Source organism: Amycolatopsis sp. NPDC088138, from assembly GCF_044741685.1.
Taxonomy (GTDB): domain Bacteria; phylum Actinomycetota; class Actinomycetes; order Mycobacteriales; family Pseudonocardiaceae; genus Amycolatopsis.
Genome location: NZ_JBIUTB010000001.1, coordinates 645,025 through 669,761, shown reverse-complemented (window position 1 = coordinate 669,761; position 24,737 = coordinate 645,025). Strand labels below are relative to the sequence as shown.

Below are 24,737 nucleotides of genomic sequence, written 5' to 3'. Positions count from 1 at the left end.
CCGCCGGGTGGTTGGCCACGAGCGCAGCGTTGTTGTCCGCGACCGCACGCGCGGTCGCGGACCGGGCCGGGCAAGCCGAGACTGACCGGGGTGAGCACCCCGCACCCCCTCGACCCGCTGACCGCCGCCGAACTGTCCGCCGGCCGCGCGATCCTCGCCGACGCCGGTCTCACCGGGGAGACGATCCGGTTCCCGCAGGTGCTGCCGGTCGAGCCCGCCAAGGACGACGTCCGCGCCGGCACCGGCGACCGCCGCATCCGCTACACGCTGCTCGACACCGCCACCGGCCGGGCCGGGGAGGCCGTCGTCTCGGTGACCAAACATGAACTCGAAGCCTGGGACGACTGGGCCGAGGCCGACGGGCAGCCGTCGTACCTGTTCGAGGAGTACGCACTCGCCGAGCAGCTCACGAAGGCGTCCGGCGACTGGCAGGCCGCGATGACGCGGCGCGGTCTCGCCGACCGGGTCGAGCACGCCTTCTGCGCGCCGCTCGCGCCCGGCCACTTCGGCCGCGCCGACGAGACCGGCCGCGTGATCCGCTCGCTGACCTTCCTGCGCGACGACGCCGGCGACAGCCCGTGGGCCCGCCCGGTCGAGGGCCTGATCGTCCACCTCGACCTCACGACCCGGCAGGTCCTGCGCGTCGAGGACGAAGGCGACGTGCCCGTCCCGCCCGAGCACGGCCGTTACGGCGACGTCCCGGCTCGGACGTCGCTGAAACCGATCGAGATCACCCAGCCCGACGGCCCGAGCTTCACCGTCGACGGCACCGAGATCGCCTGGGAGGGCTGGCGGCTGCGCGCCGGCTTCAACACCCGCGAAGGCCTGACCCTGCACCAGGTGAGCTTCCAGGACCGGCCGGTCCTGTACCGGGGCTCGGTCCCCGAAATGGTGGTGCCGTACGGCGACGTCGCACCCGGCCGGTTCTGGATCAGCTACTTCGACGCCGGTGAGTACCAGTTCGGCAAGAACGGCAACAACCTGCGCCTGGGCTGCGACTGCCTGGGCGTCATCCACTACTTCCCGGCGTGGGTCGCCGACGACCACGGCGAGCCCGTCGAGATCCCGCGCGCGATCTGCCTGCACGAGGAGGACGACGGGATCCTCTGGAAGCACACCGACCTCGGCGGGCACCCCGAGGTGCGCCGCTCGCGGCGGCTGGTCGTCTCGTCGATCTCGACGATCGGCAACTACGACTACGGCCACTACTGGTACCTCTACCTCGACGGCACGATCGAGTTCGAGGCGAAGGCCACCGGCGTCGTCTTCTGCGGCGCCGGCACCCCGGGCCAGGAGCAGCCGCACGCCACCGAGATCGCGCCCGGCCTGTTCGCACCGGTGCACCAGCACCTGTTCTGCGCCCGGCTGGACGTCGAGGTCGACGGCGAGCGCAACAGCCTGCACGAGGTCGACGTCGTGGGGGTGCCGACCGGCCCGGAGAACCCGTACGGCAACGCGTTCACCTGGCGCAGCACGCCGCTGCGGACCGAGCACGACGCGATGCGCCTGGCCGATCCGGCCCACGCCCGCGTCTGGGAGGTCCGCAGCGAAGACCACGTCAACCGGCTCGGAAAGCCGACCGCGTACCAGCTGGTGCCGCGGCCGTCGGCGACGCTGATGGCCCAGCCCGAGGCGTCCGTGCACGCCCGGGCGACCTTCGCGACGAAGCACCTCTGGGCGACGCCGTACCACGACGACGAGCGCTTCCCCGCGGGCGAGCGGCCCAACGCGCACCCCGGCGGCGCCGGCCTGCCCGCCTGGACGGCCGCGAACCGCGACCTGACCGGCACCGATCTCGTGCTGTGGCACGTGTTCGGCCCGACCCACGTGCCGCGGCCCGAGGACTGGCCGGTGATGCCGGTCGACAAGTCCGGGTTCCTGTTCCGGCCGTACGGCTTCTGCGACCGCAACCCCGCCCTCGATCTGCCTTCGGGCGCCCACCACTGCGAACACTGAGGACACGATGACACTCTCCGACACCTCCACCTGGCTGCCGCTGGACGGCCTCGAGCCGGGCTTCGACGCGAACAAGGCACCGGCCGTCGGCGACCTGCGCGGCCGCGAGTTCGTCCTGCACGACGACGCCGGCCGCCCGGACTTCACCTGGGACGGCGCCGAAGGCGAGACGTTCCTGGTCGACGACGGCCTGTACTACGTCCAGCTCGACCCCGGCGCCGCCCGCGAAGCCGTGTCGCTGATCCTCGACGTCCGTGACGGCCGGGCCCTGGTCGTCACCACCCGGATCGGCGACGGCGGCACGCCGCGCGTCACCCAGGAGTTCCGGCCCGCCACGATCGGCGGCATCGAGGTGCGCGGCGAGGCGATGGCGCCGAGCACCGCCCTGATCGGGCGCCGCGTGGTGTGGGTGTACAGCGAGGACCACGCCTACGAGCACGTCTACCTCAGCCCGCACTGGTACACCTGGCAGTGCCTGGCCGGGCCCGAGCGCGGGCTGGCCGACACCGACGAGAACTCCGTGTACCAGGTCCGGCCCGGGATCCACGTGTTCGCCTGGCGCGAGAAGGTGATCTCGTGCGCGTCGGTGACGATCGCCGACCACCGCAACGCCCGGGCGTTGCGGTCCCACGGTGTCCTCTTCGGACTCGACCACACCGGTGAGACCACGAGCTGCTTCACCTTCGGCGCGCACGGACGGCTGCTGAGCACCACCGTGCACCCCGAAGGTCTCGATCCGGCGGAGTCCTGAGCCGTGGCCGCCGACCTGGTCCTCACCAACGCCGTCGTGTACACAGTGGACCGCGCGCGGCCGTGGGCGTCTTCGCTCGCCGTCGCCGACGGGAAGATCCTCGCCCTCGAGGACGTCGAGCGCGGCCCGAAGACGGAGGTGCTCGACCTCGGCGGCGCGTTCGTGCTGCCCGGGCTGGTGGACGTGCACAACCACCACGCGATGGCCGGGCGCGCGGAGCTGTTCGAACTCACCTTCGGCGCGGACGCCGGCCTCGGCGACATCCTCGACGCCGTCCGTGCGCGAGCCCGGAAACTCGGCCCGGACGAGTGGCTGACGGGCGGCGCGTGGGCGTCCACCTTGGTCGAAACCCTGTCGCACACCTCGGCGCGGCACGCGCTCGACGTCGCCGCGGGCGGGCGCCCGGTCGTGCTGGCCGACGACAGCCGCCACAACCGCTTTGTGAGCACCAGGGCCTTGGAGCTGGCCGGGATCACCGCCGCGACACCGGACCCGCCGGGCGGCGTGATCGTCCGCGACGGTGACGAGCCCTGCGGGCTGCTGCTCGAAGCGGCGGGCGTGCTGGTCGAGCGGGTGGCCGGGAGCCTGACGCCGGAACAGCACCGCCGGGCGTCGCAGCGGGCGATCGAGATCCTGCACGGGTTCGGCGTCACGGCGTTCCAGGACGCGGGTGTCTCGACCGACATCCTCGGCGCGCTGAAGTCCCTGGACGACGCGGGCGAGCTGGATGCCTGGGTGGTGTCGTCACTGCTGGTCAACGACCCGATCTTCGGGTTCGACCCGGTCGGCGCGCCGCTGCTGGAGGTCGCCGGGCGCTACCGCACCGAACACCACCGGCCGGACTTCGTGAAGATCTTCCTCGACGGCGTCCCGCCGACCCGCACGGCGGCGTTCCTCGAGCCGTACCTGCCCGACGACGTCCACGGCGGCTGCTTCCACGGCGCCACCACGATGTCCGGCGAGGAGCTGACCGGCTGGCTGCGCACGGCGGCTTCCGCGGGCCTGTCGGCCAAGGTGCACTGCACCGGCGACGCGTCGGTGCGGCTGCTGCTCGACGCCGTCTCGAAGCTCCGCGCCGAGGGATACACCGAAGCCCGGTTCCAGGTGGCGCACGGCCAGTTCGTCCACCCCGGCGACCTGCCGCGGTTCGCCGAACTGGGGGTCGCGGCGGACATCTCGCCGTTCCTCTGGGTGCCCGGCGTGATCCCCGACGCCATCGCCGGGGTGCTGCCCGCGTCCCGCGCGGGCCGGATGCAGCCGAACCGCGCGCTGCTGGACAGCGGTGCCCTGGTGGCCGGCGGGTCGGACTGGCCGGTGAGCGAATCACCCAACGCGTGGGAGGGCATCGCGGGCCTGGTCACGCGCCGGGACCCGCACGGCAGGCGGCCGGGCGCGCTCTGGCCGGAGCAGGCGATCACCCTCGCCGAGGCGATCGAGGTGTTCACCCTGGGCGGGGCCCGCGCGTCCGGCCTCGACGACGTCACCGGCGCGCTGACCCCGGGGCGTTCGGCGGACTTCGCCGTGCTCGACCGGGACCCGTTCCGGACGGCGGAAGTGGCGGCCACGGAGGTCGTCGAGACGTGGTTCGCGGGGCGGCGCGTGTTCGGTCGCTGACCCGATCCGGTGCTTTCGGGTACTTTCTCCTACACTGGTAGAGAAAACCAGTGCGGGAGGTGCCGGGTGCCCAAGATCATCGACCACGACCAGCGGCGCAGTGACATCGTCGACGTCACCTGGGACCTGATCGTGCGCGGCGGGATCGAGGCCGCGACGATGCGCGAGATCGCCGCCGCGGCCGGGTTCGCCAACGGCGCGCTCAAGCTGTACTTCGCCGGTAAGGAAGAGATCATCGCGGCGACCTACGAACGCGCCCTGGACATGATGCGCGAGTACGTCGCCCTCGACGGCCTGCGCGGGCTGGCCGCGCTGCGCGAGCTCTGCGTGTCGTCGATGCCGATCGACGAAGCCCGCATCACGGCCGGGCGGGTGCTGCTGATCTTCTGGCAGATGTCGCTGTCGGACCGGCGGATGCACGACAAGTACCTCGAGCACGTCCGCGAGTGGCGTGGGCTCCTGCACCGTTTCCTGGCCGAGGGCCGCGAGGACGGCGACATCGTCACCGAAACACCGGACGAGCAGCTCGTCGACGAGGTCATCCTCGTCAACGCGGGTGCGAACGTGATGAGCCTGGTCGCGGGCGAGTTCTCGACTGTGGCCCTCCAGCACCGCCACCTGGAGTCCTTCCTCGCCCGGCTCACAAAGCCGTGAATGGCCCATTGAGGGACTTAGAGTCCCTCAATGCGCCATTCACGGACTTCAAGTGAAGATCCTGCGGAGGTAGGCGGCCACCTCCGTGTGGGACTTGGGGGACGCGGGCAGGTCCGTGTAGAGGCCGTAGAAGCCGTGGATCTGGCCTGCGTACCGGGTGCGGGTGACCGCCACCCCGGCGTCTTTCAGCTGCTGAGCGAAGGCTTCACCCTCGTCGCGCAGGACGTCGTACTCCGCCGTCAGGACCAGGGCTGGGGGTAAGCCGGACAGGTCATTTGAGCGTGACGGCAGCAGGTACGGGTCGGTGAGCCGCGCCGGATCCGGGACGTATTGGGCGAAGAAAAAACGCATCGCGTCGGCCGTCATGCCGTAGCCCGTTGCGAAGTCCGTGTAGGACGCGAAGCCGTCGTCGGGATGGCCGAACACCGGGCAGATCAGCACCTGCGCCGCGATCGGCGGGCCACCGCGGTCCCGCGCCATCAGCGAGACCACAGTGGACAGATTGCCCCCGGCGCTCTCCCCGCCGACGGCGATCCTTCCCGGGTCCACCGCCGCCCCGGCACCACCTCCGGACATCCATTCCAGGACGGCGTAGCAGTCCTCGGGCGCGGCCGGGTACGGGTCTTCCGGAGCGAGCCGGTACTCGACCGCGGCCACCGCGACCGACGCCTGCGCGCACACCGCGCGTGACGCGACCTCGTTCTCGTCGATCGAGCCGATCGTCCAGCCGCCACCGTGGATCCACAGGAAGACCGGCACCGGCCCAGGTGCTTCCGGCAGGTAGAGCCGAACGCGGAGGTCGCCCGCGCGGTGTTCGGTGACGGACGAGACCTCCGCGGCTGCTCCCGGCTTGGGCCGGGACGCGGCGAAGGCGGCCCGCAGCTCGACCGCTGTCGGCGGGCGTTCCGGTGCGGGTTCGGTGGCGGCGAGGGCGAGCAGTTCACGGACTGCCGGATCAAGTGTCATGCCTGCCCCGCCTCGGCCACGATGACCCGCGGCGAACCGGGCAGTGTCAAGCGGTCCACCGGCCGCCACCCCGCGCCGGCCAGCCAGCCGCGCACCTCGGATTCGGGGTACACGACCGTGCCGTCGATGACCAGGTACTCCCCCGCGTGCAGCGCGTCGAGGGTTCGCGGCTCGGCGTCGTCGTCCAGGAAGAAGTCCAGGAGCAGCAGCCGCGCACCCGGCGCCGCCGCGGCTCGGGCGTGGCGGAGGATCGCGCGGTTCTCGTCGACGCCGAAGCGGTGCACCACGTGGTTCACCATCACCAGGTCGAACTCGCCCTCGGGCTCGGCGTCCGGGGTCGGCGCGCCGACGACGCTCGTGCGGTCCGCGAACTCGGCCACCGCCTCCGTCACCGACGGCACCGAACGCGGGTCGTAGACGAACGTCGTGTGCAGGTTCTCGTTGGCCCGCAGGGCTTCCAGGGCGAAGGCGGCCGACAGGCCGCCCAGGTCGAGCAGCCGCTTGGCCGACCCGAAGTCGAAAGCGCGTCCCAAAGCCTGAGCGTGTAGGGCGTTATACACCATGACACCGCCGAGGAAGGTGTCCCAGCGGTCGCCGGTGAGGTCGAGTTCGCCGGGCTCGCCGGTGTCGGCGGTGTGCGGGAATTGGAGCCAGTGCGGGTAGCTGATGGTCTCGAGGAAGGTGAGGAACGGCGCGAGGTCCGGCCCCTCCCCCGCGCCGCCGAGGTAGGCGGTGGTGTCCGGCGTGAGCGCGTAGCGTCCGTCCACCCGGGACAGCAGGCCCAGTGACGACAGTGCGTCACCGAGGATCCGCGCGATCTTCTCCGGCCCGCCCATTCGCTCCGCCAGTTCCGCGGGCCCGAGCGGCCCGGCCGCCAGGGCGCGGAACAGGCCGATGCGGTTGGCGGCGAACAACTGCCCGGCCGCCATGTAGCCCACGGCAACGTCCACGATGCGCTGGGGCGTGGCTGGTGTTTCCGACCCGGTCACGGTGACCCTCCTTCTGTTCGACCCGGACACTCTACATTCGTAGACAAAAGAGTCCAGCGCCGATTTCCCACGCGCAGCAACAAAAACCCGTCGTATTTCAACTTCCTACATTCGTAGAATAAAACCATTGACAGCGTATGACGGGAGTGTCAACATGCGTAGAACTACCCCTGCCGGCACCGGCAGTCCGGCCCGCCCGTCGCGGCGGGCGCGAGGAAGGGGAACCCATGACGCTGCTCGAAATCCGGGACCTCACGGTCGGCGTCGTCACCGACGACACCGAGCGCGAACTCGTGCGGGAGCTGTCCCTCGAACTCGGGCGAGGACGGACACTGTGCGTGGTCGGCGAGTCCGGCAGCGGCAAGACCGTGACCGCCCTGTCGATCATCCGCCTGCTCGAGTTCGTCGCCCCGGTCCGCACCCGCGGTGCGATCGCGGTCGACGGCGTGGACGTCACGCAGCTGCCCGCCGACGCGATGCGCGCCTACCGCGGCACCCGGATCGGCATGATCTTCCAGGAGGCGCTCGACTCCCTGAACCCCGGCCGCCGGGTCGGCGGGCAGCTGGTCGAGGCCTACCGCGAGCCCGGTTCCCTGCCGGGACAGGCCGCCCGGCGCGGCAGCCCGCTGCACCGCAAGGCCGAAGCCAAGGCCCGGCAGCTGCTCACCGAGGTCGGGCTCACCGACACCGGCCGGATCCTGCGGCTCTACCCGCACCAGATGTCCGGCGGCATGCAGCAGCGGGTGATGATCGCGCTGGCCCTGATGGCCGACCCCGACCTGCTCATCGCCGACGAGCCGACCACCGCCCTGGACGTCACGACCCAGGCGGAGATCCTCACGCTGTTCGACCGGGTGCGCCGCGACCACGGGACGGCGTGCGTGTTCATCACCCACGACATGGGGGTCGCCGCGCAGGTCGCCGACCGGATCGCGGTGATGTACCGCGGCCGCCTGGTCGAAACCGGTTCCCGCGACGACGTCCTCACCCGCCCGCGCCACCCCTACACCCGGGCCCTGCTGAGCTGCGTCCCCCAGCTGGGCGTGAGCCGACGCGAGGGCTTTCCGACCATCTCGCCGGCGTTGCTCGAATCCGCCATGGCGGGTGAACCTACCGAAGCCGTGGAAACCCGGACGCTGAAGCCGAGACCGCGCACCGAGGCGGGCACCACACTGGACATCACGAGCGTGTCCAAAGTGTACGGACGGAAAGGACGGTTCGGCCGGCCAGGCAGTGAGGTCCGCGCGGTCCGGGACGTCTCCCTGGTGATCCCGCCCGGCGAGTTCTTCGGCCTGGTCGGCGAGTCCGGCTCCGGCAAGTCCACCCTCGGCCGCCTCGTGACGGCCCTGGAGCCGCCGGAGTCGGGGGCGATCACCTTCGGCCCGCACAGCGTCACGGCGTCCGGGCTCACCGGCGGCGAACGCGCGTTCCGCCGCCGCGTCCAGCTGATCTTCCAGGACCCGCAAAGCTCCTTGGACCCGCGCCACACCGCCGCGCGCATCATCGCCGAGCCGCTCAAGGAGCTGACGCCGCTGCGGGGCGCCGCACTGGACCGGCGCGTCGCCGACCTGATCGACGAGGTCGGTCTCCCCCGCGACACCGCGGGCAAGCTCCCGTCGCAGCTGTCCGGCGGGCAGCGGCAGCGGGTGTCGATCGCCCGCGCGATCGCCGCCGAGCCGGAGCTGATCGTCGCCGACGAACCGACGTCGGCGCTCGACGTCTCGGTGCAGGGCCAGGTGCTGAACCTGCTGCTCGACCTGCGCCGCACCCGCACGCTCAGCCTGCTGTTCATCACCCACAACCTCAGCCTCGTGCTGTCGGTCGCCGACCGCGTCGGCGTGATGTACCGCGGCGAGCTGATCGAGGTCGGCGACCCCGACGCCGTCCGCCTCACCCCGCGCCACGACTACACGCGGCGGCTCCTCGCCGCCAACCCCGACCTGCCCGCCCTCCCCCACACAGGATCGACGCACCCATGAAGAGAACTCCTTTGCTCGCCGCCCTCGCCGCCGCGGCCACGCTCCTGGCCGGCTGCATGGGCAGCGCCGGAACCACAGCGGCCGCGGACGGCCCGCCGGTCCGCGGCGGCAACCTGACCGTCGCCGTCCCGACCGATCCGCAGTCGCTGGACATGGTGGCCAACCCCGGCCAGGTGACCGCCCAGATCGGCAACATGATGTACGAGAAGCTGTTCGAGGTGGACCAGGGCTTCGTCGCGCGGCCGATGCTGGTCGACACGTTCACGACCAGCCCGGACCGGCTGACCTACACGTTCAAGCTGCGCCAGGGTGTCACGTTCCAAGACGGCAACCCGCTGACGGCCAACGACGTCGTCGCCAGCCTGCAGCGCTGGCAGAAGAGCCACCGCACCGGCCAGCTCGTCACCCCGGACATCGACACGATCACCGCGCCGGATCCGGCGACCGTGGGCATCCACCTCAAGCGGCCGCGCTACCCGCTGATCGACGAACTGGCCGGCGCGGGCACCGAGATCTACGAAGCGAAGAACCTGGCCGGCCTGCCCGCGACCGGGTTCGGCCAGGACAAGGCGATCGGCACCGGCCCGTACAAGCTGAAGAGCTGGGACATCGGCCAGCAGCTCGTGCTGGAGCGCTACGACGGCTACAAGTCGCGGACCGAGGAGAACTGGGGCGGGCAGGCCGGTGCGAAGCACGCCTACCTCGACACGATCACCTACAAGATCGTCGGCGACCAGGACGCGCTGATCAACGGCCTGCAGACCGGCCAGTGGGACCACGCGATGCCGGCCAACGACCAGTACGAGCAGCTCAAGGCCAACCCGAACCTCGTGGTGCACAACCTGCCCGGCGGCAACGAGAACGTCATCATCCCGAACTTCAACCCGGGTTCGAAGTTCGCCGACCCGCGGGCGCGGCAGGCGCTGAACCTGCTGCTCGACAAGCCCGCGATCAACGCGGCGACCGGCGGCAGCAAGGACCTGACGATCGACACCGGCGCGTTCGCCTCGCCGGACAACAAGGCGTCCTACTCGACCGCGGGCGACGACGTCTACCGGCAGCACGATCCCGAGAAGGCCCGGCAGCTGCTCACCGAGGCCGGGGTCACCGCCGGGTCGACCGTCCACATCGTCACCACGAACTCCTACCCCGAGTTCGGCAAGTGGGCCGTGCTCATCCAGGACGAGCTGTCGAAGATCGGGCTCAAGGCCAAGATCGACACCTACGACTTCGCCACGATGCTCGGCACGCTGACCAAGGACCCGGGCGGCTGGGACATCACGACGCTGTTCTTCGACTCGTCGCTGACCTCGCCCGCCCAGATGCCCGCGCTGACCCTGGGCACGCTCAACGGCTCGTCCTCGCCCGAGATGGACGGACTGCTGGCCGAGTTCAACGCGTCGACGACGCCGGAGCAGGCCAAGGCCGTGATCGACAAGCTGCAGGCGTACACGTGGAAGCAGCTGTCGGTGATCACGCTGAGCCAGTCCAAGCTGTACGCGGCCTACACCCCGCGCTTGAAGGGATACGGCGACTTCTACCGGATCTTCTGGAACTCCTGGCTGGCGGCGGCATGACCGGAGTCCTGCTGCGCCGGCTGCGCGACCTGGTGATCATCCTGGTCATCGTCGGCACGATGATGTTCTTCGTCATCCGGCTCATCCCCGGCGACCCGGCCCAGGTCATCCTCGGCCCGACCGCGCGGCCGTCCGATGTGGACGCCCTGCGCGCGAGCATGGGCCTGGACGGTTCGCTCTGGCAGCAGTACCTGACCTGGGCCGGGCACGTGCTGCGCGGCGACTTCGGGACGTCGATCACCTACCACCAGCCGGTACTGGGCGTGGTGGCCGGGCACATCGTGCCGACGCTGACGCTGGCCGTGCTGTCCACGGTCGTCAGCTTCTTCCTGTCGGTGGCGATCACGTCGTGGCAGGCGGTGTCGCCGCGCAACCCGGTGGCCCGCACGCTCGACCGGCTGTCGTCGCTCGGTATGGCCCTGCCCGACTTCTGGATCTCCCTGGTCCTCGTGCTGGTGTTTTCGGTGACGCTGCGCTGGTTCCCCTCCAGCGGCTACCACGACCTGCTGACCGACCCGGCCGGCGCGGTGCCCGCGCTGGTGCTGCCGCTGGCGGTGCTCGTCATCGGACAGACGGCGTTGTTCGTGCTCACCCTGCGCGAGAGCGTGCTGGGTGAGCTGCCACTGGCCTACCTGCGCACCGCACGCGTCAAGGGCCTGCCGGAACGCCGCGTGATGCTGAAGCACGTGCTGCCGAACGCGCTGATGCCGCTGGTCACGCAGCTGGGCAGCAACTTCGCCATGCTGGTCGGCGGGATCGTGATCATCGAGTCGATCTTCGTCGTGCCCGGGCTCGGCCACCTGCTCATGGGCGCGGTGTCCACCCGGGACTTCCCGCTGATCCAGGGTGTGACGTTGTTCGTCGCGGTGCTGTTCGTCGTGGTCAACCTGCTGGTCGACCTGTCGTACGCGCTGCTCGACCCGAAGGTGCGTGTCGCATGAGCCTCGCCCTCGCCGAAGAGGCGCGCGCGGTGAACGCTCCCCCGCCGCGGCGCGCGGCCCGCGTGTTCCGCCGCAACCGGACGCTGGTCGTCTGCTCGGTGCTGCTCGGGCTCATCGTGCTGGCGGTCGTGGTGCTGCCGTTCTTCCTGCCGAGTGTCAGCGCCACCGACCCGGTGCACCGGCTGCTGCCGCCGTCGGGCGCGCACCCGCTCGGCACCGACTCCTACGGCCGGGACGTGCTCGCGCGGCTGGTGTCCGGCGGCCGGGCGTCACTCGGGCTGTCCGCGCTGATCACGCTGTGCGCGGCGTTCTCCGGCATGGTGATCGGCCTGGTCAGCGGCTTCTACCGGGCGGCGGACGCGGTGCTGATGCGGCTGATGGACGCGTGGATGTCGTTCCCGGCGATCATCCTGGCGATGGCGCTGGCCATCTCGCTCGGCGCGAGCATCTGGACCGAGCTGATCGCGCTGACGGTGATCTTCACGCCGTTCACCGCCCGGGTCATCAGGAGCCGCGTGCTCGGCATCGCCGGGCGGCAGTACATCGGCGCCGCCCGGGTGTCCGGGATGAGCCGCGGCAAGATCCTGCTGGTGCACGTGTTCCCCAACGTGCTGCCGCTGGCGCTGGTCCAGGTCGTCATCCTGGCCGCGGCGGCGATGCTGGTCGACGGCGCGATGAGCTTCCTCGGCCTCGGCATCGCCCCGCCCACGCCGACCTGGGGGAACATGATCGCCGAGGGCCGGTCGTACCTGGTCGTCGCGCCGTGGCTGATGCTCGTGCCGGGGGTGACGATCGTGCTCTGCGTGCTCCTGCTCAACCTCATCGGCTCCGCGCTGCGGATCGCCGTCGACGCCCGGGCCCGCACCCTCGGCGAGCTGCAGCGCTTGCGCGTCCGACGTCCCGCCCGTTCCCGTTCCCGTTCGTGAGAGAGGATCTCCTTGACCGTCCAGACTTCCCTGGCCGTGCGCCGGTTCGCCCCCGGTGGCACGCCCGCCGGCCCGCCGGTGCTGCTCCTGCACGGGTTCGCCTCCGACGGCCCGACCGACTGGATCGGCACCGGCTGGCCCGCGGCGCTGACGGCCGCCGGCCGCGCGGTCATCGTGCCGGACCTGCCCGGCCACGGCTCGAGCCCGGCTTCGGCCGACGCCACGCCGAAGGCCATTACCGAGGAGCTCGTGCTCGCGGTCGGTGACGTGTCCGAAGTGGACGTCGTCGGCTACTCGCTGGGGGCGCGGCTGGCTTGGGAGCTGCCTTCGGTGCTGCCTGTCCGGCGGCTGGTGCTGGCCGGGCTCAGCCCGCACGAGCCGTTCGGCGCGGTCGACGTCGAGGCGGCGCGGGCGTTCGTCCGGGGCGGGCGGGTCCCGGCCGACCCGCTGACCGCGGTGATCACCCGGATGATCACCGCGCCGGGGCGTGACCCGCTGGCCCTCCTCCGGTGCGTCGAGGGTCTGCGCCGGGAGCCGTTCGCCCCGCGGGTGGGGACGATCGGCGTGCCGACGCGGTTCGTCGCGGGCCGGGACGACCCGGTCAGCCAGGGCATCGAGACGCTGGTCCCGCTGGTGCCGGGCAGCGACCTGCTCCTGGTGCCCGGCGACCACGGCGGCGCCCTGCGCGGCGCGGCCTTCAAAACGGCGGTCCTGACCTTCCTGTAAGCACCCTAGGGCGGCACTTTCACGTGAAAGTGCCGCCCTAGGGGTCACCAGGTGCCGTCGGGGTTGACGTCGAGGTCCCGCCGGAGGTGGTCGACAGCCGCCCGGATCTCCTTGCCGTGCTTCCCGGCCAGGTCCAGTGCACGCAGGTTGTCCGTCAGCTGCTCTGCGCGGCTTGCTCCGAAAAGGACGTTCGCCACCGGCTCGTACGCCAGGCAGAACGCGAGGGCCAGCTGGGCCCGCGTCGCGCCGAACTCCGCCGCGATCACCGCCAGCTCGTCCGCGGTGTCCGCAATGGACTCTCGGATGCCGCCGACGTCCGCGCCGATCTTTCGCCGCGGTTCGCGGTTGCCCAGCAGGACTCCGCCTTCGAAGACGTCTGAGGCCTGCAGCACCAGACGTCCGCTCGCGAAGTGCCGCCCGTACGGCTCGCCCTCGGCCATCGACCGGCGGGCGATCGAGTACTTCAGCTGCGCGAACTCCGGCGCCGGCAGGCTTTCCCGTTCCGCGAAGGCCAGCGCCGCGTCGAGGTCGTCGGCCCGCCAGTTGTTGACACCCCAGCCGCCGATCCGCCCGGTCGCGATCTGCTCGGCGACGTCCGTGACGACCCGCGGGATGTCGGGGCGCTCGAGGTAGTCCCCCACCACGACCAGGTCCGCGTGGTCCGTGCCGACCCGGCCGAGCGACGTCTCCAGCTGCCGCGCGAACCCGGTCCGTGGGTAGTCCCACAGCCAGAGTTTCCCGCACAGCACGTAGTCCTCGCGGGCGATTCCCGCTTCCCGCACGGCTTTCCCGAAGAGCACGTCGGTGTGCGAGCCCTCGGCGTGCGGGCCCATGTCGTAGTGCGCGACGTCGAACAACGTCACGCCGGCGTCGACGGCCGTCCGCAGCAGCCGGACGGCGTCCCCGAAGTCCATCCGGTCCCACGTGTTCCACGAGCCCAGCCCGAAAGCCGATCTGCCGATCATGTTGTTTCCCTTCTCCGACAACACCTCTTTAGTCTACGATTGTAGAATGAAACAACGCATCGTGGTGGTGACCGGCGGGGCCAGCGGGATCGGCCGAGGCGTCACCGAAGCCTTCCTCACCGCGGGCGACCGCGTGATCGTCGCCGACGTCGACGCCCGCGCGGCGCACGAATCCGGCCGGGAGCACGTCGAGCTCGACATCTCGGATCCGGCGTCGGTCGACGCGGCCATCTCCCTGGTGACGCGGCAGTTCGGGCCGGTCGACGTGCTGGTCAACAATGCCGGCCTGGCGGGCGGCGGCGGGCCGTTGACGTCCCTGGGCGTCGAGGTGTTCGACCGTTGCGTGCGGGTCAACTTCCGCGGCACCTTCCTGATGACGCGGGCGATCGGCGCGCACATGGTCGACGCGGGCACGCGGGGCGCGATCGTGAACGTCTCGTCGATCGGCGCCCGCCAGCCGACACCCGGCCTGGGCCACTACGAGGCCACCAAGGCGGCGGTCGACGCGCTGACCAGGTCCGCGGCCCTCGAACTGGCGCCGCACGGGATCCGGGTGAACGCCGTCGCGCCCGGCCCGGTGCTCACCCCGATGACCGCCGGGTTCGCCGCCGACACCGCGGCCCGCGCGGCCTGGGAGTCGCGGATCCCCTTGGGCCGCATCGCCTCCGTCGAGGACGTCGCGCCGGCGGTGGTGTTCCTGGCCTCACCCGCCGCCGGGCACATCACGGGGGTGAGCCTGGCCGTGGACGGCGGCCAGCTGCTCACCTGACTATCCCTTGTGGACGATCCGGCCGCCGGTCACGGTCAGTTCGACTGCCACCGACGGCAGGGCCGCCAGAGCGACGTCGAGAGGGTTCGCATCCAGGACGCAGAAGTCGGCGGCCATGCCTTCCGCGAGGGTGCCCTTCCAGCTCGCGGAGCCGTCCTGGACGGCGGCTTCGGTGGTGTAGCAGCGCAACAGCCGCGCGGTCAGCTCCGGCGTCACGCCGTGCGCACCAAGGAGATCCCCGGCCGCGGCCAGGTGTACCCGCCAGTCCGGGGTGACGACGGGTGCGTCACTGCTCAAGGTCAGCACGACACCGGAGTCCAGGATTTCCCGCAACGGCCACGCTTTCGCGGCGACCGTGTCCCCCAGCGCGGAGGCGACCATCGGGCGCATGGCCGTCGCGATGGCCGGTTGCGTGGTCAGGCCGACACCGCGGGCCGCCATCCGCCGCAGCTGGGCCGGGGTGACGAGGTCGCCGTGCACGAGGTGGTCACCCCGGCGCAGGTGCGCGAGCGCGGTCTCGATGCTGCGCTCCCCCGTCGCGTGCACGCCGACGACCAGGCCCGCCGCGTGCGCCGCGACGATCATCTCGCCCAGGTTCGCGGCGCGGGTCCGGTCGTCGGGGCCGTCGACGAGCAGGGCGCCGTGGCCACCGTCGGCGTAACAGTGGTGCGTCCAGGCGGTGCCCATCGGCGGGATGCCGTCGGCGAAGATCTTGACGCCGGTAACCGCCAGACACTCCGGATCTGCTTGCGGCACGGGCGTTTCGAGGCCGCGCACGACGTCGGTCAGCGAGCTGGCGCCGTCGAGGAGTCCGAACAGGCGCAGGACGGTGACCCGGGACCGCAGCAGGCCTTCCCGGTGCAGCGCGGCGTATTCGTCGAGGACCTCCGCCGAGAAGCAGCCGGTTTCGCCGGGGCCGAGCCCGGGTTCGGTGTAGCTGGTGATGCCCAGCGACGCGCAGAGGTCGCCCGCGCGCAGAATGGCGGCGCGGCGCTCGGCCGCGGTCGTGACCGGTGCCTCTTCGTGCGGCGGGCCGAGCAGCGGGTGCGGCCAGCGGGCGCCGAGCCAGGTCGCGTGCAGGTGGGCGTCGTTGATGCCGGGCAGGACCGTGCGCCCGGCGAGGTCGACCACCTCCGTGTCCGGTCCGATGTGGCCGGTCAGGTCGTCGCCGATCGCGACTATCCGGCCATCACGGACCGCGAGGCCGTCCGTGACCGTGCCCAGCCGGTCGAAGGTGTGGACGGTGCCGCCGCGTACGACCAGGTCGGCCGGGCGGATCCGTTGTGCCGTCATGGTTTCCTCCCGGACCTGGACTTTATCTTCCACGACTGTAGACTAAAACGATGGCACTGCCCACCCACACCGAGGCCGCGGTCCTCACCGGCCACCACGCGCCGCTCGAACTGCGCGAACTACCCCTGCCGGCGCCCGAACCCGGCGCCGCGCTGGTCCGGCTCACGTGCACCACGTTGTGCGGCACCGACGTCCACCTCTGGGCCGGGCAGATGAGCTTCCCCGGCATGCTCCCGATGGTGCTCGGGCACGAGATGGTGGGTGAGGTCGTCGCCATCGGTCCCGGCACCACCGACACGCTGGGCCGGGAGATCAAGCCGGGCGATCGGATCGGCTGGTCGGAGTCGGTCTGCGGGAAGTGCTTCGGCTGCACGATCCTGCGCGAGCCCGTCGCCTGCGAGTCCCGCGGTTACGGCTTCCTCCAGCGCGCCGACCGGTTCCCCTACACGACCGGCGGGCTCGCGCGGCACTGTTACGTGACGCCCGGCGCAGCGAAGCTGCTGCTGCCCGACGACGTCGAGGACAGCTGGGCGTCGATGTCGGGCTGTGCGGGCAAGACCGTGCTGCGGGCGGTCGCCCGGTCCGGCGGTATCCGTCCGAACGCGACGGTCGTGGTCCAGGGCGCCGGCGCGCTCGGCGTGTTCGCCACGGCCGTCGCGCGGCTGTGCGGCGCGGGCACCGTGATCACCGTCGGCGGTCCGGGGAGCCGGCTGGAGACGGCCTTGCGATTCGGCGCCACCGCGACTGTCTCGGTGGACACCACGCCGGAGGAACGGATCGAGCGTGTGCAGGAGCTGACCGGCGGACGCGGCGCCGACCACGTCTTCGACTTCGCGGGCGGCCCGACGATCGGCGAGGAGGCCGTCGCGTTCGCCGCGCAGCGTGGCACCGTCGCGATCGTCGGGTCGACCGGCCCGGCGCCGTCGCCCGTGCCGCTGGGCACGGTGATGGGCAAGGAACTGACCGTCGTGGGCTCGCTCAACGGCGACATCGCCGACTACCACCACTCGGTCGAGTTCTTCCGCGCCTTCGCCGGGCGGATGCCCTGGGGCGAGCTGTTCAGCCCGCCCGTCGGGCTGTCCGGCGCGTCCAACGCCGTCGAGTCGATGTCCCGGCTCGGCGAGCTCAAAGCCGTCATCGACCCCCGACTGCCCTAGGAGCGTTTCGTGAGCATCCCCCAGCGCCGCATCGGCCGCGACGGCCCGCAGACCGGCGTCCTGTCGCTCGGCTCGTGGCACACCTACGACCGGATGGACTTCCGCGAGGCCGTGACGCTGCTGCGCACCGCCGTCGACGCCGGGATCACGCTGTTCGACGTCGGCGTCTACGGCTTCCCCGGCAGCCCGCCGGTGTTCACCGACGTGCTGTTCTCCGCCATGGTCCGCGCCGCGGGCCTGCGCCGGGACGACTACCTGCTGTCCGCGAAACTCTGGCTCGAGGGCTATCCCGGGCACGGCCTGCGCGAGCAGCTGGAGAACGCTTTCTTCCGCGCCGGCGTCTCGCACGCGGACCTGGTGATCCTCGGTGACCTGCGCAGCGACGACACGGACCTGCACGCGCTCGTCCGGGACCTGGCCGAACTGCGTGAGGCCGGGCTGATCGGGCAGTGGGGTGTCAACAACTGGTCGGCGTCGACGATCCGGGCGGTGCACGGCTTCGCCGTCGCCGACGGGGTGCCCGGGCCCGCCCTCGCGCAGCTGAAGTACAGCGTGGCGCGACGGTCCATTCCGGACGGTGCACCGTTCGGCGAGATCTTCGGCTCACTGGGCGTCACGCTCCAGGCGTCGGACGTCTTCGAGGGCGGCGTGCTGCTGGGCAAGGGCGAGCGCCAGGTGGGGCGGGACCCGGGTGACGTCCGGCAGCGCATCGCCGACTCCGCCGAGGGAATCCGGAAGGTCGCCGAAAGCCTCGGCGCGACGGCCGCGCAGCTGTGCCTGGCCTTCACGCTCACCCACCCGGCGCTCACGACGACGTTGTTCGGCGCGACGAGCGTCCGGCAGCTGGAGGACAACCTGGCCGCGGTCGACCTGGTGTCGCGAGTGGGGGCGGCTGAGCTGCGGGCGCTGGTGGAGCCGTTCTGGGCCGACCGGGACGCCGTCTCGCCGGAGGGGCCGTGATCGACCCGGAGCTGCCGCCGGTCTCCGGCCCGTCGCTGACCGCTTCGACATTGCCCGCGATCCGGGCGGCACTGCGCAACCCGACGTGCGCGGAGGCGGTCGGCGACCGGGACATCACGTGGTCGGACCACGTCGTGCCGGGGACGGACGTGGTCGTCACGGTGCTGCGGCCGCGCGTGCCGCGGGCCGGGCTGTTCAGCATCCACGGCGGCGGCATGGTGATGGACGACCGGTTCGCCGACCTGCCCCGGCTGGTCGCGCTGGTCGAGGAGTTCGGTTTCGTGGCGGCGACCGTCGAGTACCGGCTGGCGCCGGAGCACCCGCATCCCGCGCCGCTGGAGGATTGCTACGCGGGTCTCGCCTGGTTCGCCGCGGAGTTCGACGGTCCCCTGGTGGTGGCGGGCGGCAGCGCGGGCGGCGGGCTGAGCGCCGGATGCGCGCTGCTGGCCCGCGACCGCGGCGGCCCGGCGCTCGCGGGGCAGCTGCTGCTGTGCCCGATGCTCGACGACCGCACGACGGCCGACCTCCCGGGCGCGGTGTGGAGCCGCGCGGCCAACGACTTCGGCTGGCGGAGTCTGCTGGCCGGACAGACCTCACCGTACGCGTCCCCGGCCCGGATGCCGGACCTGCGCGGCCTGCCACCGGCGTTCGTGGAGGTGGGCGGCGCAGAGATCTTCCGCGACGAGGATGTGGCGTACGCGCAGCGGCTGGCCCAGGCGGGAGTCCCGACGGAGCTGCACATCTGGGCGGGTGCCTACCACGGGTTCGACCGCTTCGCCCCGGAGGCGGAAGTGACGCGCGCGGCCCTGGCGGCCCGCTCATCCTGGCTGCGGCGGTTGCTGGGTATCCGGGAATGAGACTCACCGCCCCGGCGAAGAGTGGCACCGGCCGACGCATCGGTGAAACCCCAAGACCCGGCGACGCGGCCCTCACGGCTACAGCGACTACTCGGCACCCGGACATGAGGCTCGCCGCCCCGGCGAAGACCGGCACCGGCCTGGGCCTCAGAGAGGCCCAAAGACCCGGCGGCTCGGTCATCCTGGCTGCGGCAACTACTGGGCACCCGGAATGAGGCTCGCTGCCTCGGCAAAGAGCGCACCAGCCGGCGCCTCGGTGAAACCCCCAAGACCCGGCGACGCAGTCGTCACGGCTACAGCGGCTGCGCGGCACCCGGTCATGAGACTCACCACCTCAGCGAAGACCGGCACGCCAGCGCCTTGAGAAGGCCCAAAGACCCGGCAGCGCGGCTGCGGCGAGTGTTCGGCACCCGGGAATGAGGCTCACCGCCTGGCGAAAAGCAGCACCGGCCGGGACCTCGGTGAAGCCCAAGCCCCGACGGCCCGGTCATCCCGGCTGCGGTGGCTGCTCGACACTATGAGCCGAGGATGAACCGCGCGGCCTGCTCCCCCACCAGCACCGCCGGTGCGTTGGTGTTGCCCGTTGTCACCCGGGGCAGCACCGACGCGTCCGCCACCCGTAGCCCCTCCAAGCCGTGCACCTTCAGGTCCGGGCCCACCACCGAGTCCGGGTCCGTGCCCATCCGGCAGGTGCCGACCTGGTGGTGGTACGTGATCGCCGTGCGGCGGACGTACTCGCGTACGTCGTCGTCCGGTGCCGGGTACAGCTGCCGGGCGCCCCAGTCGGCGGCCAGGGCACGGCCGACCGCGATGCACTGCTCCACCGACGCCATCAGGCTCTCGAAGTCCGCCGGTGCGGACAGCGCGCCCAGGTCGATCAGCGGCTCGCCGTCCGGTGACAGCCGGACGCTTCCCCGGCTCTCCGGACTCACCATGCCCGCCATCAGCGAGAACCCCGTCGGCGGGCCGGTCATCCACGGCTCGTACATCGGCACGCTGAAGCAGATCGGCTGCGTGTCGGGCACCGCGAGCCCGGGGCGGCTGCGCCAGAACCAGTGGACCTGCGTGACCGACCTGCCCGCCACCGGCGGCTCGACAACACGATCCGTCCCGAAGATCACCGGTGCGAGCAGGTGATCGTGGAGGTTACGGCCGACGGGCAGGTCGGCGACGACGTTGATGCCCAGCGCGGTCAGGTCGTCCGCCGGACCGACGCCGCTGCGCAGCAGGATCGCGGGCGACGTCAGGGCACCCGCCGCCAGCACCACCAGGTCGGCGGACAGCTCCCGCGGCTCACCCGCGATCGACGCGACCACCCCGGTGGCGCGCGAGCTTTCGAACAAGACCCGGTGCACCAAGGCTCCTGTGTGGACGGTCATCCGGGACGCCACCGGCGCAGCGTAGGCACTCCACGTGGTGACACGACGGCCGTCGCGCGCGGTGATCTGCTCGATCGAGACGCCGTCCTGGGTGGCACCGTTGTAGTCCGGGTTGAAGGGCAGGCCGACCGACACCGCCGCGTCCACTATGGACTGCTGGATCGGGTGCAGCGGCTCGTTCGGGACCACCGGCAGGAGGTCCTTCTCGACGCGCTCGAACACCGGCCGGACGTCGTCCCAGGTCCAGCCGGGCACGCCCCAGCCGTCGTAGTCGGCGGGCGCGCCGCGGACCCAGATCATCGCGTTCAGGGCGTGCGAACCGCCGAGGACCTTGCCGCGCGGCAGGTGCAGCCGCCGGTTCGCCGCGTGCGGCTGCGGGACCGTGTGGTGGTCCCAGTCCTCGGGTCCGTGCCACAGCTCCCCGGCCCGCGCCGGGTCGTGGATGGCGGGGTTGACGTCCGGGCCGCCCGCCTCCAGCAGCGTCACTTCCGCACCCGCGTCGACCAGCCGCCGGGCCACCACGCAGCCCGCCGAACCCGCGCCCACCACGATCACGTCCATGGGCCCAGCCTGACGCGCCTTCCGGCCGGGGACGCGGATCCCTTCGCCGTCCGTCAACCGGCGTGCGGGAGCGGACAAGACCCACGGCCCTCCGGCGTCCAATACTCGGTTCACCTGACGGAGGAGGAACCCGGGATGGCGACACGCCTGTGCATCGACGGACAGTGGACCGAGGCCGGCGGCGGCGCCATCCCGACCCTCGACCCGGCCACCGGCCGGGTGCTCGAGGAGGTCGGCACCGCGTCGAAGGCCGACGTCGACGCCGCCGTCGCGGCCGCCCGGCGCGCGCTGACCGCGCCGGCGTGGGCCGGGCTGCTCCCGGTCCAGCGGGCCGCGCTGCTGTTCCGGCTCGCGGACCTCCTCGACACGCACCACGAGGAGCTGGCCCAGCTGGAGACCCGTGACCAGGGGCAGCCGATCGGCGTGTCCCGGCAGGTCAGCGCCACCGGCGCGGCCGAGCACTTCCGGTACTTCGCGGGCTGGGTGACCAAGCTGCAGGGCACCACGAACCCGGTGTCGTTCCCCGACACGCTGCACTACACCCGCCGCGAGCCGGTCGGGGTGAACGCGCTGATCACGCCGTGGAACTTCCCGCTGATGATCCTCGCCTGGAAGCTCGCGCCCGCGCTGGCCACCGGCAACACCGTGGTGATCAAGCCGAGCGAGGTCACGCCGTTGACCAGCATCCGGCTGGTCGAGCTGGCCCACGAAGCCGGGATCCCGGCGGGCGTCGTCAACCTGGTGACCGGGGACGGCGCGGTCGGCGCGATGCTCAGCGAGCACGCGGACGTCGACCACCTCTCCTACACCGGCTCGACGGCGGTCGGGAAGCTGATCACGGCGGCGAGCGCGGCGTCCAACCTCAAGCGGCTCACGCTCGAACTCGGCGGCAAGGCCCCGAGCATCATCGCGGCCGACGCCGACATCGACGCCGCGGTCGCGGGCAACCTCGCCGGGGCGACGCTCAACACCGGCCAGGTCTGCGCGGCCTACACCCGCTTCTACGTCGACCGGAAACGCGAGCAGGAGTTCGTCGACAAGCTCGCCCGCGGCCTGGAAGGCCTGCGGGTCGGCCCCGGCGCCGACGAAAGCACCCAGCTCGGCCCGCTCGTCTCGGCGAAGCACCGCGAGCACGTCGACTTCCTGGTCACCACCGGCCGCGAACAGGGCGCCGACCTGGTGACCGGCGGCAGCCGCGTCGGCGGTGACGGCTACTTCTACCGCCCGACGCTGTTCGCCGGTGTCACCGACGCCATGACGATCATGCGTGAGGAGATCTTCGGCCCGGTCCTGGCCGTCACGCCCTACGACGACGGCGACGAGCTGCTCGGCCGCGCCAACGACACGGAGTACGGCCTGGCCGCGACGGTCTGGACCCGCGACCTCCGCACCGCCCAGCGCTTCGCCGACGGGATCCGGGCCGGCGCGGTGTTCGTCAACATGCCGCCGATCCCCGACATGGCCGCGCCGTGGGGTGGGTACAAGGCGTCCGGCTGGGGCCGCGAGATGGGCCCGTGGGCCTTGGACGCCTACACCGAGACCAAGTCCGTCTGGCTGCACTACGGCTATTGACCAGGTCGCAGATCGTATATGATTTGAGATACCTTAGCCCGACCGGCAGGCAGGAAGCACCGATGACCAGCATCGCGCGGCCCGGCAAGATCATCGCGCTGCACCTCAACTACCGCTCCCGCGCCGCGCAACGCGGCCGCGTCCCCGAGCAGCCGTCCTACTTCCTCAAGCCGCCGACGTCCGTCGCGGCGAGCGGCGAGGTCCTCGAACGCCCGGCCGGCACCGAACTGCTCGGCTTCGAAGGCGAGATCGCGCTGGTCATCGGCCGGCTCGCCCGCCGCGTCTCCCCCGAGGACGGCTGGGCGTACGTCTCCGGCATCACCGCCGCCAACGACTTCGGCGTCTACGACCTGCGCTACGCCGACAAGGGCAGCAACCTCCGTTCGAAGGGCGGTGACGGTTTCACCCCGCTCGGCCCGGCGGTCCTGCCCGCCGCGGACGTCGACCCGGCCGCACTGCGGCTGCGGACCTGGCTCAACGGCGCCCTCGTCCAGGACGACACCACCGCCGACCTGCTGTTCGGCTTCGGCCGGCTCGTCGCCGACCTCTCGCAGCTGATCACCCTCGAACCCGGGGACGTCGTGCTCACCGGGACGCCCGCGGGCGCGTCGGTCGCCGGGCCCGGGGACGTCGTCGAGGTCGAAGTCAGCGCCGGAGAACACAGCACCGGCCGCCTGGTCACGCCGATCGGCGAAGGGACTGTCCCCTTCGGACCGTTCGGCGCGCTCCCCCGGGCCGACGAGAAGCAGCGCGCCGACGCCTACGGGACGTCCGAACCGGAGTTCACCCTGACTCGGGAACTGCGCGAGCGGATCGAATCCGTCGGCACCGCAACGCTTTCCGTCCAGCTCCGCAAGCGGGGGTACCACGACGTCTTCATCGAAGGCCTCACGTCGACCCGGCCCGGCGCCCGGCTGACCGGCCGCGCGCGGACCCTGCGGTACCTGCCCTACCGCGAGGATCTGTTCCGCGCGCACGGCGGGGGTTACAACGCGCAGAAACGCGCGATCGACGCCCTCGGCCCCGGCGACGTCCTGGTCATGGAGGCCCGCGGCGAACGTGGCACCGGCACCGTCGGAGACATCCTCGCGCTGCGCGCCCAGGTCAACGGCGCGGCCGGGATCGTCACCGACGGCGGGGTCCGCGACCTGGCCGCGGTGTCCGCTTTGGACATTCCCACCTATCACGCCGGGCCGCACCCGGCGGTGCTCGGGCGCCGGCACGTGCCGTGGGAGGTCGACGTCGCGATCGCCTGCGGGGGCGCGGCGGTCTGCCCCGGCGACGTCATCGCGGGTGACGGCGACGGCGTGCTCGTCATCCCGCCGCACCTGGTCGAGGAGGTCGTCGACGCCGCGATCGAGCAGGAGCGGCAGGAGACGTTCATCGCCGAGCAGGTCGCCGCCGGCGAGCGCGTCGAAGGGCTGTACCCGATGGACGAGCACTGGCGTGGGAGGTACGCCGCATGGCTCGCGAAACGGTGAACGGCGCCGCGCTCAGCAAGTCGCGCATCGCCTACGAATGGATCAAGGCCCGCATCGGCGACGGCACCTTCTCCCCCGGCTACCGCCTGGTCCTCGGCCAGCTCGCCCAGGAACAGGGCGTCAGCGTGGTCCCGATCCGCGAGGCGATCCGGCTGCTGGAGGCCGAAGGGCTGGTCACGTTCGAACGCAACGTCGGCGCGCAGGTCGCGATGGTCGACGAGAGCGACTACCAGCACACGATGCAGACCCTCGCGCTGGTGGAGGGCTACGCGGCCGCCTTGGCCGCGCCGCTGCTGCCGCCCGGTGCCCTCGACGAGGCCCGTGAGCTGAACGCCCGGCTCGCCGACTGCCTCGGGCACTTCGAACCCGCGCGGTTCACCGCGCTCAACCGGGACTTCCACGCGGTGCTGTTCGCCGCGTGCCCCAACCCGCAGGTCCTCGACCTGGTCCACCGCGGCTGGAACCGGCTGAGCGGGCTGCGGACCTCGACGTTCAGCTTCGTGCCCGGCCGCGCCCGCCAGTCGGTGGCCGAGCACGAAGCGATCCTCGGCCTGCTCGACGCCGGCGCCCCCGCCGCCGAGGTCGAACGGGCCGTGCGCGACCACCGGCTGGCCACCTTGGCCGCGTTCCTCGCCTTTCAAGCCCACCGCCACCCCTGACGCAG

General features: G+C 71.8%; 21 protein-coding genes. 16 read left to right on the top strand and 5 right to left on the bottom strand.

Annotated elements, in window-relative coordinates; all coding sequences use genetic code 11:
* The first annotated feature begins 90 nt into the window (after positions 1-90).
* From ACIOD2_RS03170 to ACIOD2_RS03155, 4 genes are all read left to right on the top strand, one after another.
* Positions 91-1,956 carry a primary-amine oxidase gene (locus ACIOD2_RS03170; RefSeq protein WP_400533642.1) on the top strand — a complete coding sequence of 622 codons (1,866 nt, stop codon included), beginning with the start codon at positions 91-93 and terminating at the stop codon, positions 1,954-1,956.
* A 7-nt stretch (positions 1,957-1,963) separates the two neighbouring features.
* On the top strand, positions 1,964-2,707 hold the full coding sequence (locus ACIOD2_RS03165; RefSeq protein ID WP_400533640.1) for a MoaF C-terminal domain-containing protein: 744 nt from the start codon (positions 1,964-1,966) through the stop codon (positions 2,705-2,707).
* 3 nt (positions 2,708-2,710) lie between these two features.
* The gene (locus ACIOD2_RS03160; RefSeq protein ID WP_400533637.1) at positions 2,711-4,321 is read left to right on the top strand and encodes an amidohydrolase; all 1,611 of its coding nucleotides are present in this window, start codon (positions 2,711-2,713) and stop codon (positions 4,319-4,321) included.
* Between the two features lie 66 nt (positions 4,322-4,387).
* Entirely contained in the window at positions 4,388-4,975 is a 588-nt protein-coding gene (locus ACIOD2_RS03155) for a TetR family transcriptional regulator (RefSeq protein WP_400533634.1), read from the top strand.
* Between the two features lie 48 nt (positions 4,976-5,023).
* Here ACIOD2_RS03155 and ACIOD2_RS03150 read toward each other — a convergent pair whose 3' ends face one another.
* Together ACIOD2_RS03150 and ACIOD2_RS03145 are read right to left on the bottom strand one after the other, a co-directional pair.
* Positions 5,024-5,941 (bottom strand): alpha/beta hydrolase, encoded by a 918-nt coding sequence (locus ACIOD2_RS03150; RefSeq protein WP_400533631.1) that lies wholly within the window; start codon positions 5,939-5,941, stop codon positions 5,024-5,026.
* A complete protein-coding gene (locus ACIOD2_RS03145; RefSeq protein WP_400533628.1) occupies positions 5,938-6,930 on the bottom strand; it encodes a methyltransferase domain-containing protein in 993 nt (330 codons plus the stop codon). The genes ACIOD2_RS03150 and ACIOD2_RS03145 overlap by 4 nt, the downstream gene beginning before the upstream one ends.
* Positions 6,931-7,157: 227 nt before the next feature.
* Between ACIOD2_RS03145 and ACIOD2_RS03140 the strand changes: the two genes are divergently transcribed.
* Genes ACIOD2_RS03140 through ACIOD2_RS03120 form a run of 5 tightly spaced genes read left to right on the top strand, consistent with a single transcriptional unit; the run spans position 7,158 to position 13,079 of the window.
* The gene (locus ACIOD2_RS03140; RefSeq protein ID WP_400533625.1) at positions 7,158-8,909 is read left to right on the top strand and encodes a dipeptide ABC transporter ATP-binding protein; all 1,752 of its coding nucleotides are present in this window, start codon (positions 7,158-7,160) and stop codon (positions 8,907-8,909) included.
* The gene (locus ACIOD2_RS03135) at positions 8,906-10,486 is read left to right on the top strand and encodes an ABC transporter substrate-binding protein (RefSeq protein WP_400533622.1); all 1,581 of its coding nucleotides are present in this window, start codon (positions 8,906-8,908) and stop codon (positions 10,484-10,486) included. Before ACIOD2_RS03140 ends, ACIOD2_RS03135 begins: the two co-directional genes overlap by 4 nt.
* Positions 10,483-11,427: an ABC transporter permease gene (locus tag ACIOD2_RS03130; RefSeq protein WP_400533619.1), complete on the top strand. Its 945-nt coding sequence runs from the start codon at positions 10,483-10,485 to the stop codon at positions 11,425-11,427. The genes ACIOD2_RS03135 and ACIOD2_RS03130 overlap by 4 nt, the downstream gene beginning before the upstream one ends.
* Complete coding sequence (locus ACIOD2_RS03125; RefSeq protein ID WP_400533616.1) at positions 11,424-12,353, top strand: ABC transporter permease; 930 nt, start codon at positions 11,424-11,426, stop codon at positions 12,351-12,353. The genes ACIOD2_RS03130 and ACIOD2_RS03125 overlap by 4 nt, the downstream gene beginning before the upstream one ends.
* 12 nt (positions 12,354-12,365) lie before the next feature.
* Positions 12,366-13,079: an alpha/beta fold hydrolase gene (locus ACIOD2_RS03120; RefSeq protein ID WP_400533614.1), complete on the top strand. Its 714-nt coding sequence runs from the start codon at positions 12,366-12,368 to the stop codon at positions 13,077-13,079.
* Positions 13,080-13,123: 44 nt separating this feature from the next.
* Here the strand turns inward: ACIOD2_RS03120 and ACIOD2_RS03115 are convergent, their stop codons facing one another.
* Complete coding sequence (locus ACIOD2_RS03115; protein ID WP_400533612.1) at positions 13,124-14,044, bottom strand: aldo/keto reductase; 921 nt, start codon at positions 14,042-14,044, stop codon at positions 13,124-13,126.
* 46 nt (positions 14,045-14,090) lie between these two features.
* On the opposite strand from ACIOD2_RS03115, the gene ACIOD2_RS03110 reads away from it, so the two are divergent.
* A complete protein-coding gene (locus ACIOD2_RS03110; RefSeq protein ID WP_400533609.1) occupies positions 14,091-14,813 on the top strand; it encodes an SDR family NAD(P)-dependent oxidoreductase in 723 nt (240 codons plus the stop codon).
* On the opposite strand, the gene ACIOD2_RS03105 is transcribed toward ACIOD2_RS03110, so the two are convergent.
* Positions 14,814-16,139, bottom strand: a complete 1,326-nt coding sequence (locus ACIOD2_RS03105) for an amidohydrolase (RefSeq protein WP_400533607.1) — start codon at positions 16,137-16,139, stop codon at positions 14,814-14,816.
* Between the two features lie 23 nt (positions 16,140-16,162).
* Here ACIOD2_RS03105 and ACIOD2_RS03100 point away from each other — a divergent pair, with 23 nt between their 5' ends.
* The 3 genes from ACIOD2_RS03100 to ACIOD2_RS03090 are packed head-to-tail and all read left to right on the top strand — an operon-like array spanning position 16,163 to position 19,080.
* On the top strand, positions 16,163-17,263 hold the full coding sequence (locus ACIOD2_RS03100; protein WP_400535389.1) for a zinc-binding dehydrogenase: 1,101 nt from the start codon (positions 16,163-16,165) through the stop codon (positions 17,261-17,263).
* 9 nt (positions 17,264-17,272) lie between these two features.
* Positions 17,273-18,223: an aldo/keto reductase gene (locus tag ACIOD2_RS03095; protein ID WP_400533605.1), complete on the top strand. Its 951-nt coding sequence runs from the start codon at positions 17,273-17,275 to the stop codon at positions 18,221-18,223.
* Positions 18,220-19,080, top strand: coding sequence for an alpha/beta hydrolase (locus ACIOD2_RS03090; protein WP_400533602.1), 861 nt, complete (start codon positions 18,220-18,222; stop codon positions 19,078-19,080). Before ACIOD2_RS03095 ends, ACIOD2_RS03090 begins: the two co-directional genes overlap by 4 nt.
* 515 nt (positions 19,081-19,595) lie before the next feature.
* Here ACIOD2_RS03090 and ACIOD2_RS03085 read toward each other — a convergent pair.
* Complete coding sequence (locus ACIOD2_RS03085; protein ID WP_400533599.1) at positions 19,596-21,020, bottom strand: GMC family oxidoreductase; 1,425 nt, start codon at positions 21,018-21,020, stop codon at positions 19,596-19,598.
* Positions 21,021-21,155: 135 nt separating this feature from the next.
* On the opposite strand from ACIOD2_RS03085, the gene ACIOD2_RS03080 reads away from it, so the two are divergent.
* The 3 genes from ACIOD2_RS03080 (at position 21,156) to ACIOD2_RS03070 (ending at position 24,732) form a co-directional block, all read left to right on the top strand.
* Positions 21,156-22,592 (top strand): aldehyde dehydrogenase family protein, encoded by a 1,437-nt coding sequence (locus tag ACIOD2_RS03080; RefSeq protein ID WP_400533597.1) that lies wholly within the window; start codon positions 21,156-21,158, stop codon positions 22,590-22,592.
* Positions 22,593-22,654: 62 nt separating this feature from the next.
* A complete protein-coding gene (locus tag ACIOD2_RS03075) occupies positions 22,655-24,073 on the top strand; it encodes a fumarylacetoacetate hydrolase family protein (protein WP_400533594.1) in 1,419 nt (472 codons plus the stop codon).
* Positions 24,055-24,732 carry a GntR family transcriptional regulator gene (locus ACIOD2_RS03070; protein ID WP_400533592.1) on the top strand — a complete coding sequence of 226 codons (678 nt, stop codon included), beginning with the start codon at positions 24,055-24,057 and terminating at the stop codon, positions 24,730-24,732. The genes ACIOD2_RS03075 and ACIOD2_RS03070 overlap by 19 nt, the downstream gene beginning before the upstream one ends.
* Positions 24,733-24,737: the final 5 nt, after the last annotated feature.

Excerpts from the sequence above, each read along its gene's own strand:
- ACIOD2_RS03080 (WP_400533597.1), top strand. The coding sequence starts at position 21,156 with ATGGCGACACGCCTGTGCATCGACGGACAGTGGACCGAGGCCGGCGGC.
- ACIOD2_RS03075 (WP_400533594.1), top strand. The coding sequence starts at position 22,655 with ATGACCAGCATCGCGCGGCCCGGCAAGATCATCGCGCTGCACCTCAAC.
- ACIOD2_RS03085 (WP_400533599.1), bottom strand. The coding sequence starts at position 21,020 with ATGGACGTGATCGTGGTGGGCGCGGGTTCGGCGGGCTGCGTGGTGGCC.
- ACIOD2_RS03110 (WP_400533609.1), top strand. The coding sequence starts at position 14,091 with ATGAAACAACGCATCGTGGTGGTGACCGGCGGGGCCAGCGGGATCGGC.
- ACIOD2_RS03140 (WP_400533625.1), top strand. The coding sequence starts at position 7,158 with ATGACGCTGCTCGAAATCCGGGACCTCACGGTCGGCGTCGTCACCGAC.
- ACIOD2_RS03150 (WP_400533631.1), bottom strand. The coding sequence starts at position 5,941 with ATGACACTTGATCCGGCAGTCCGTGAACTGCTCGCCCTCGCCGCCACC.
- ACIOD2_RS03135 (WP_400533622.1), top strand. The coding sequence starts at position 8,906 with ATGAAGAGAACTCCTTTGCTCGCCGCCCTCGCCGCCGCGGCCACGCTC.
- ACIOD2_RS03125 (WP_400533616.1), top strand. The coding sequence starts at position 11,424 with ATGAGCCTCGCCCTCGCCGAAGAGGCGCGCGCGGTGAACGCTCCCCCG.
- ACIOD2_RS03115 (WP_400533612.1), bottom strand. The coding sequence starts at position 14,044 with ATGATCGGCAGATCGGCTTTCGGGCTGGGCTCGTGGAACACGTGGGAC.
- ACIOD2_RS03165 (WP_400533640.1), top strand. The coding sequence starts at position 1,964 with ATGACACTCTCCGACACCTCCACCTGGCTGCCGCTGGACGGCCTCGAG.
- ACIOD2_RS03070 (WP_400533592.1), top strand. The coding sequence starts at position 24,055 with ATGGCTCGCGAAACGGTGAACGGCGCCGCGCTCAGCAAGTCGCGCATC.
- ACIOD2_RS03130 (WP_400533619.1), top strand. The coding sequence starts at position 10,483 with ATGACCGGAGTCCTGCTGCGCCGGCTGCGCGACCTGGTGATCATCCTG.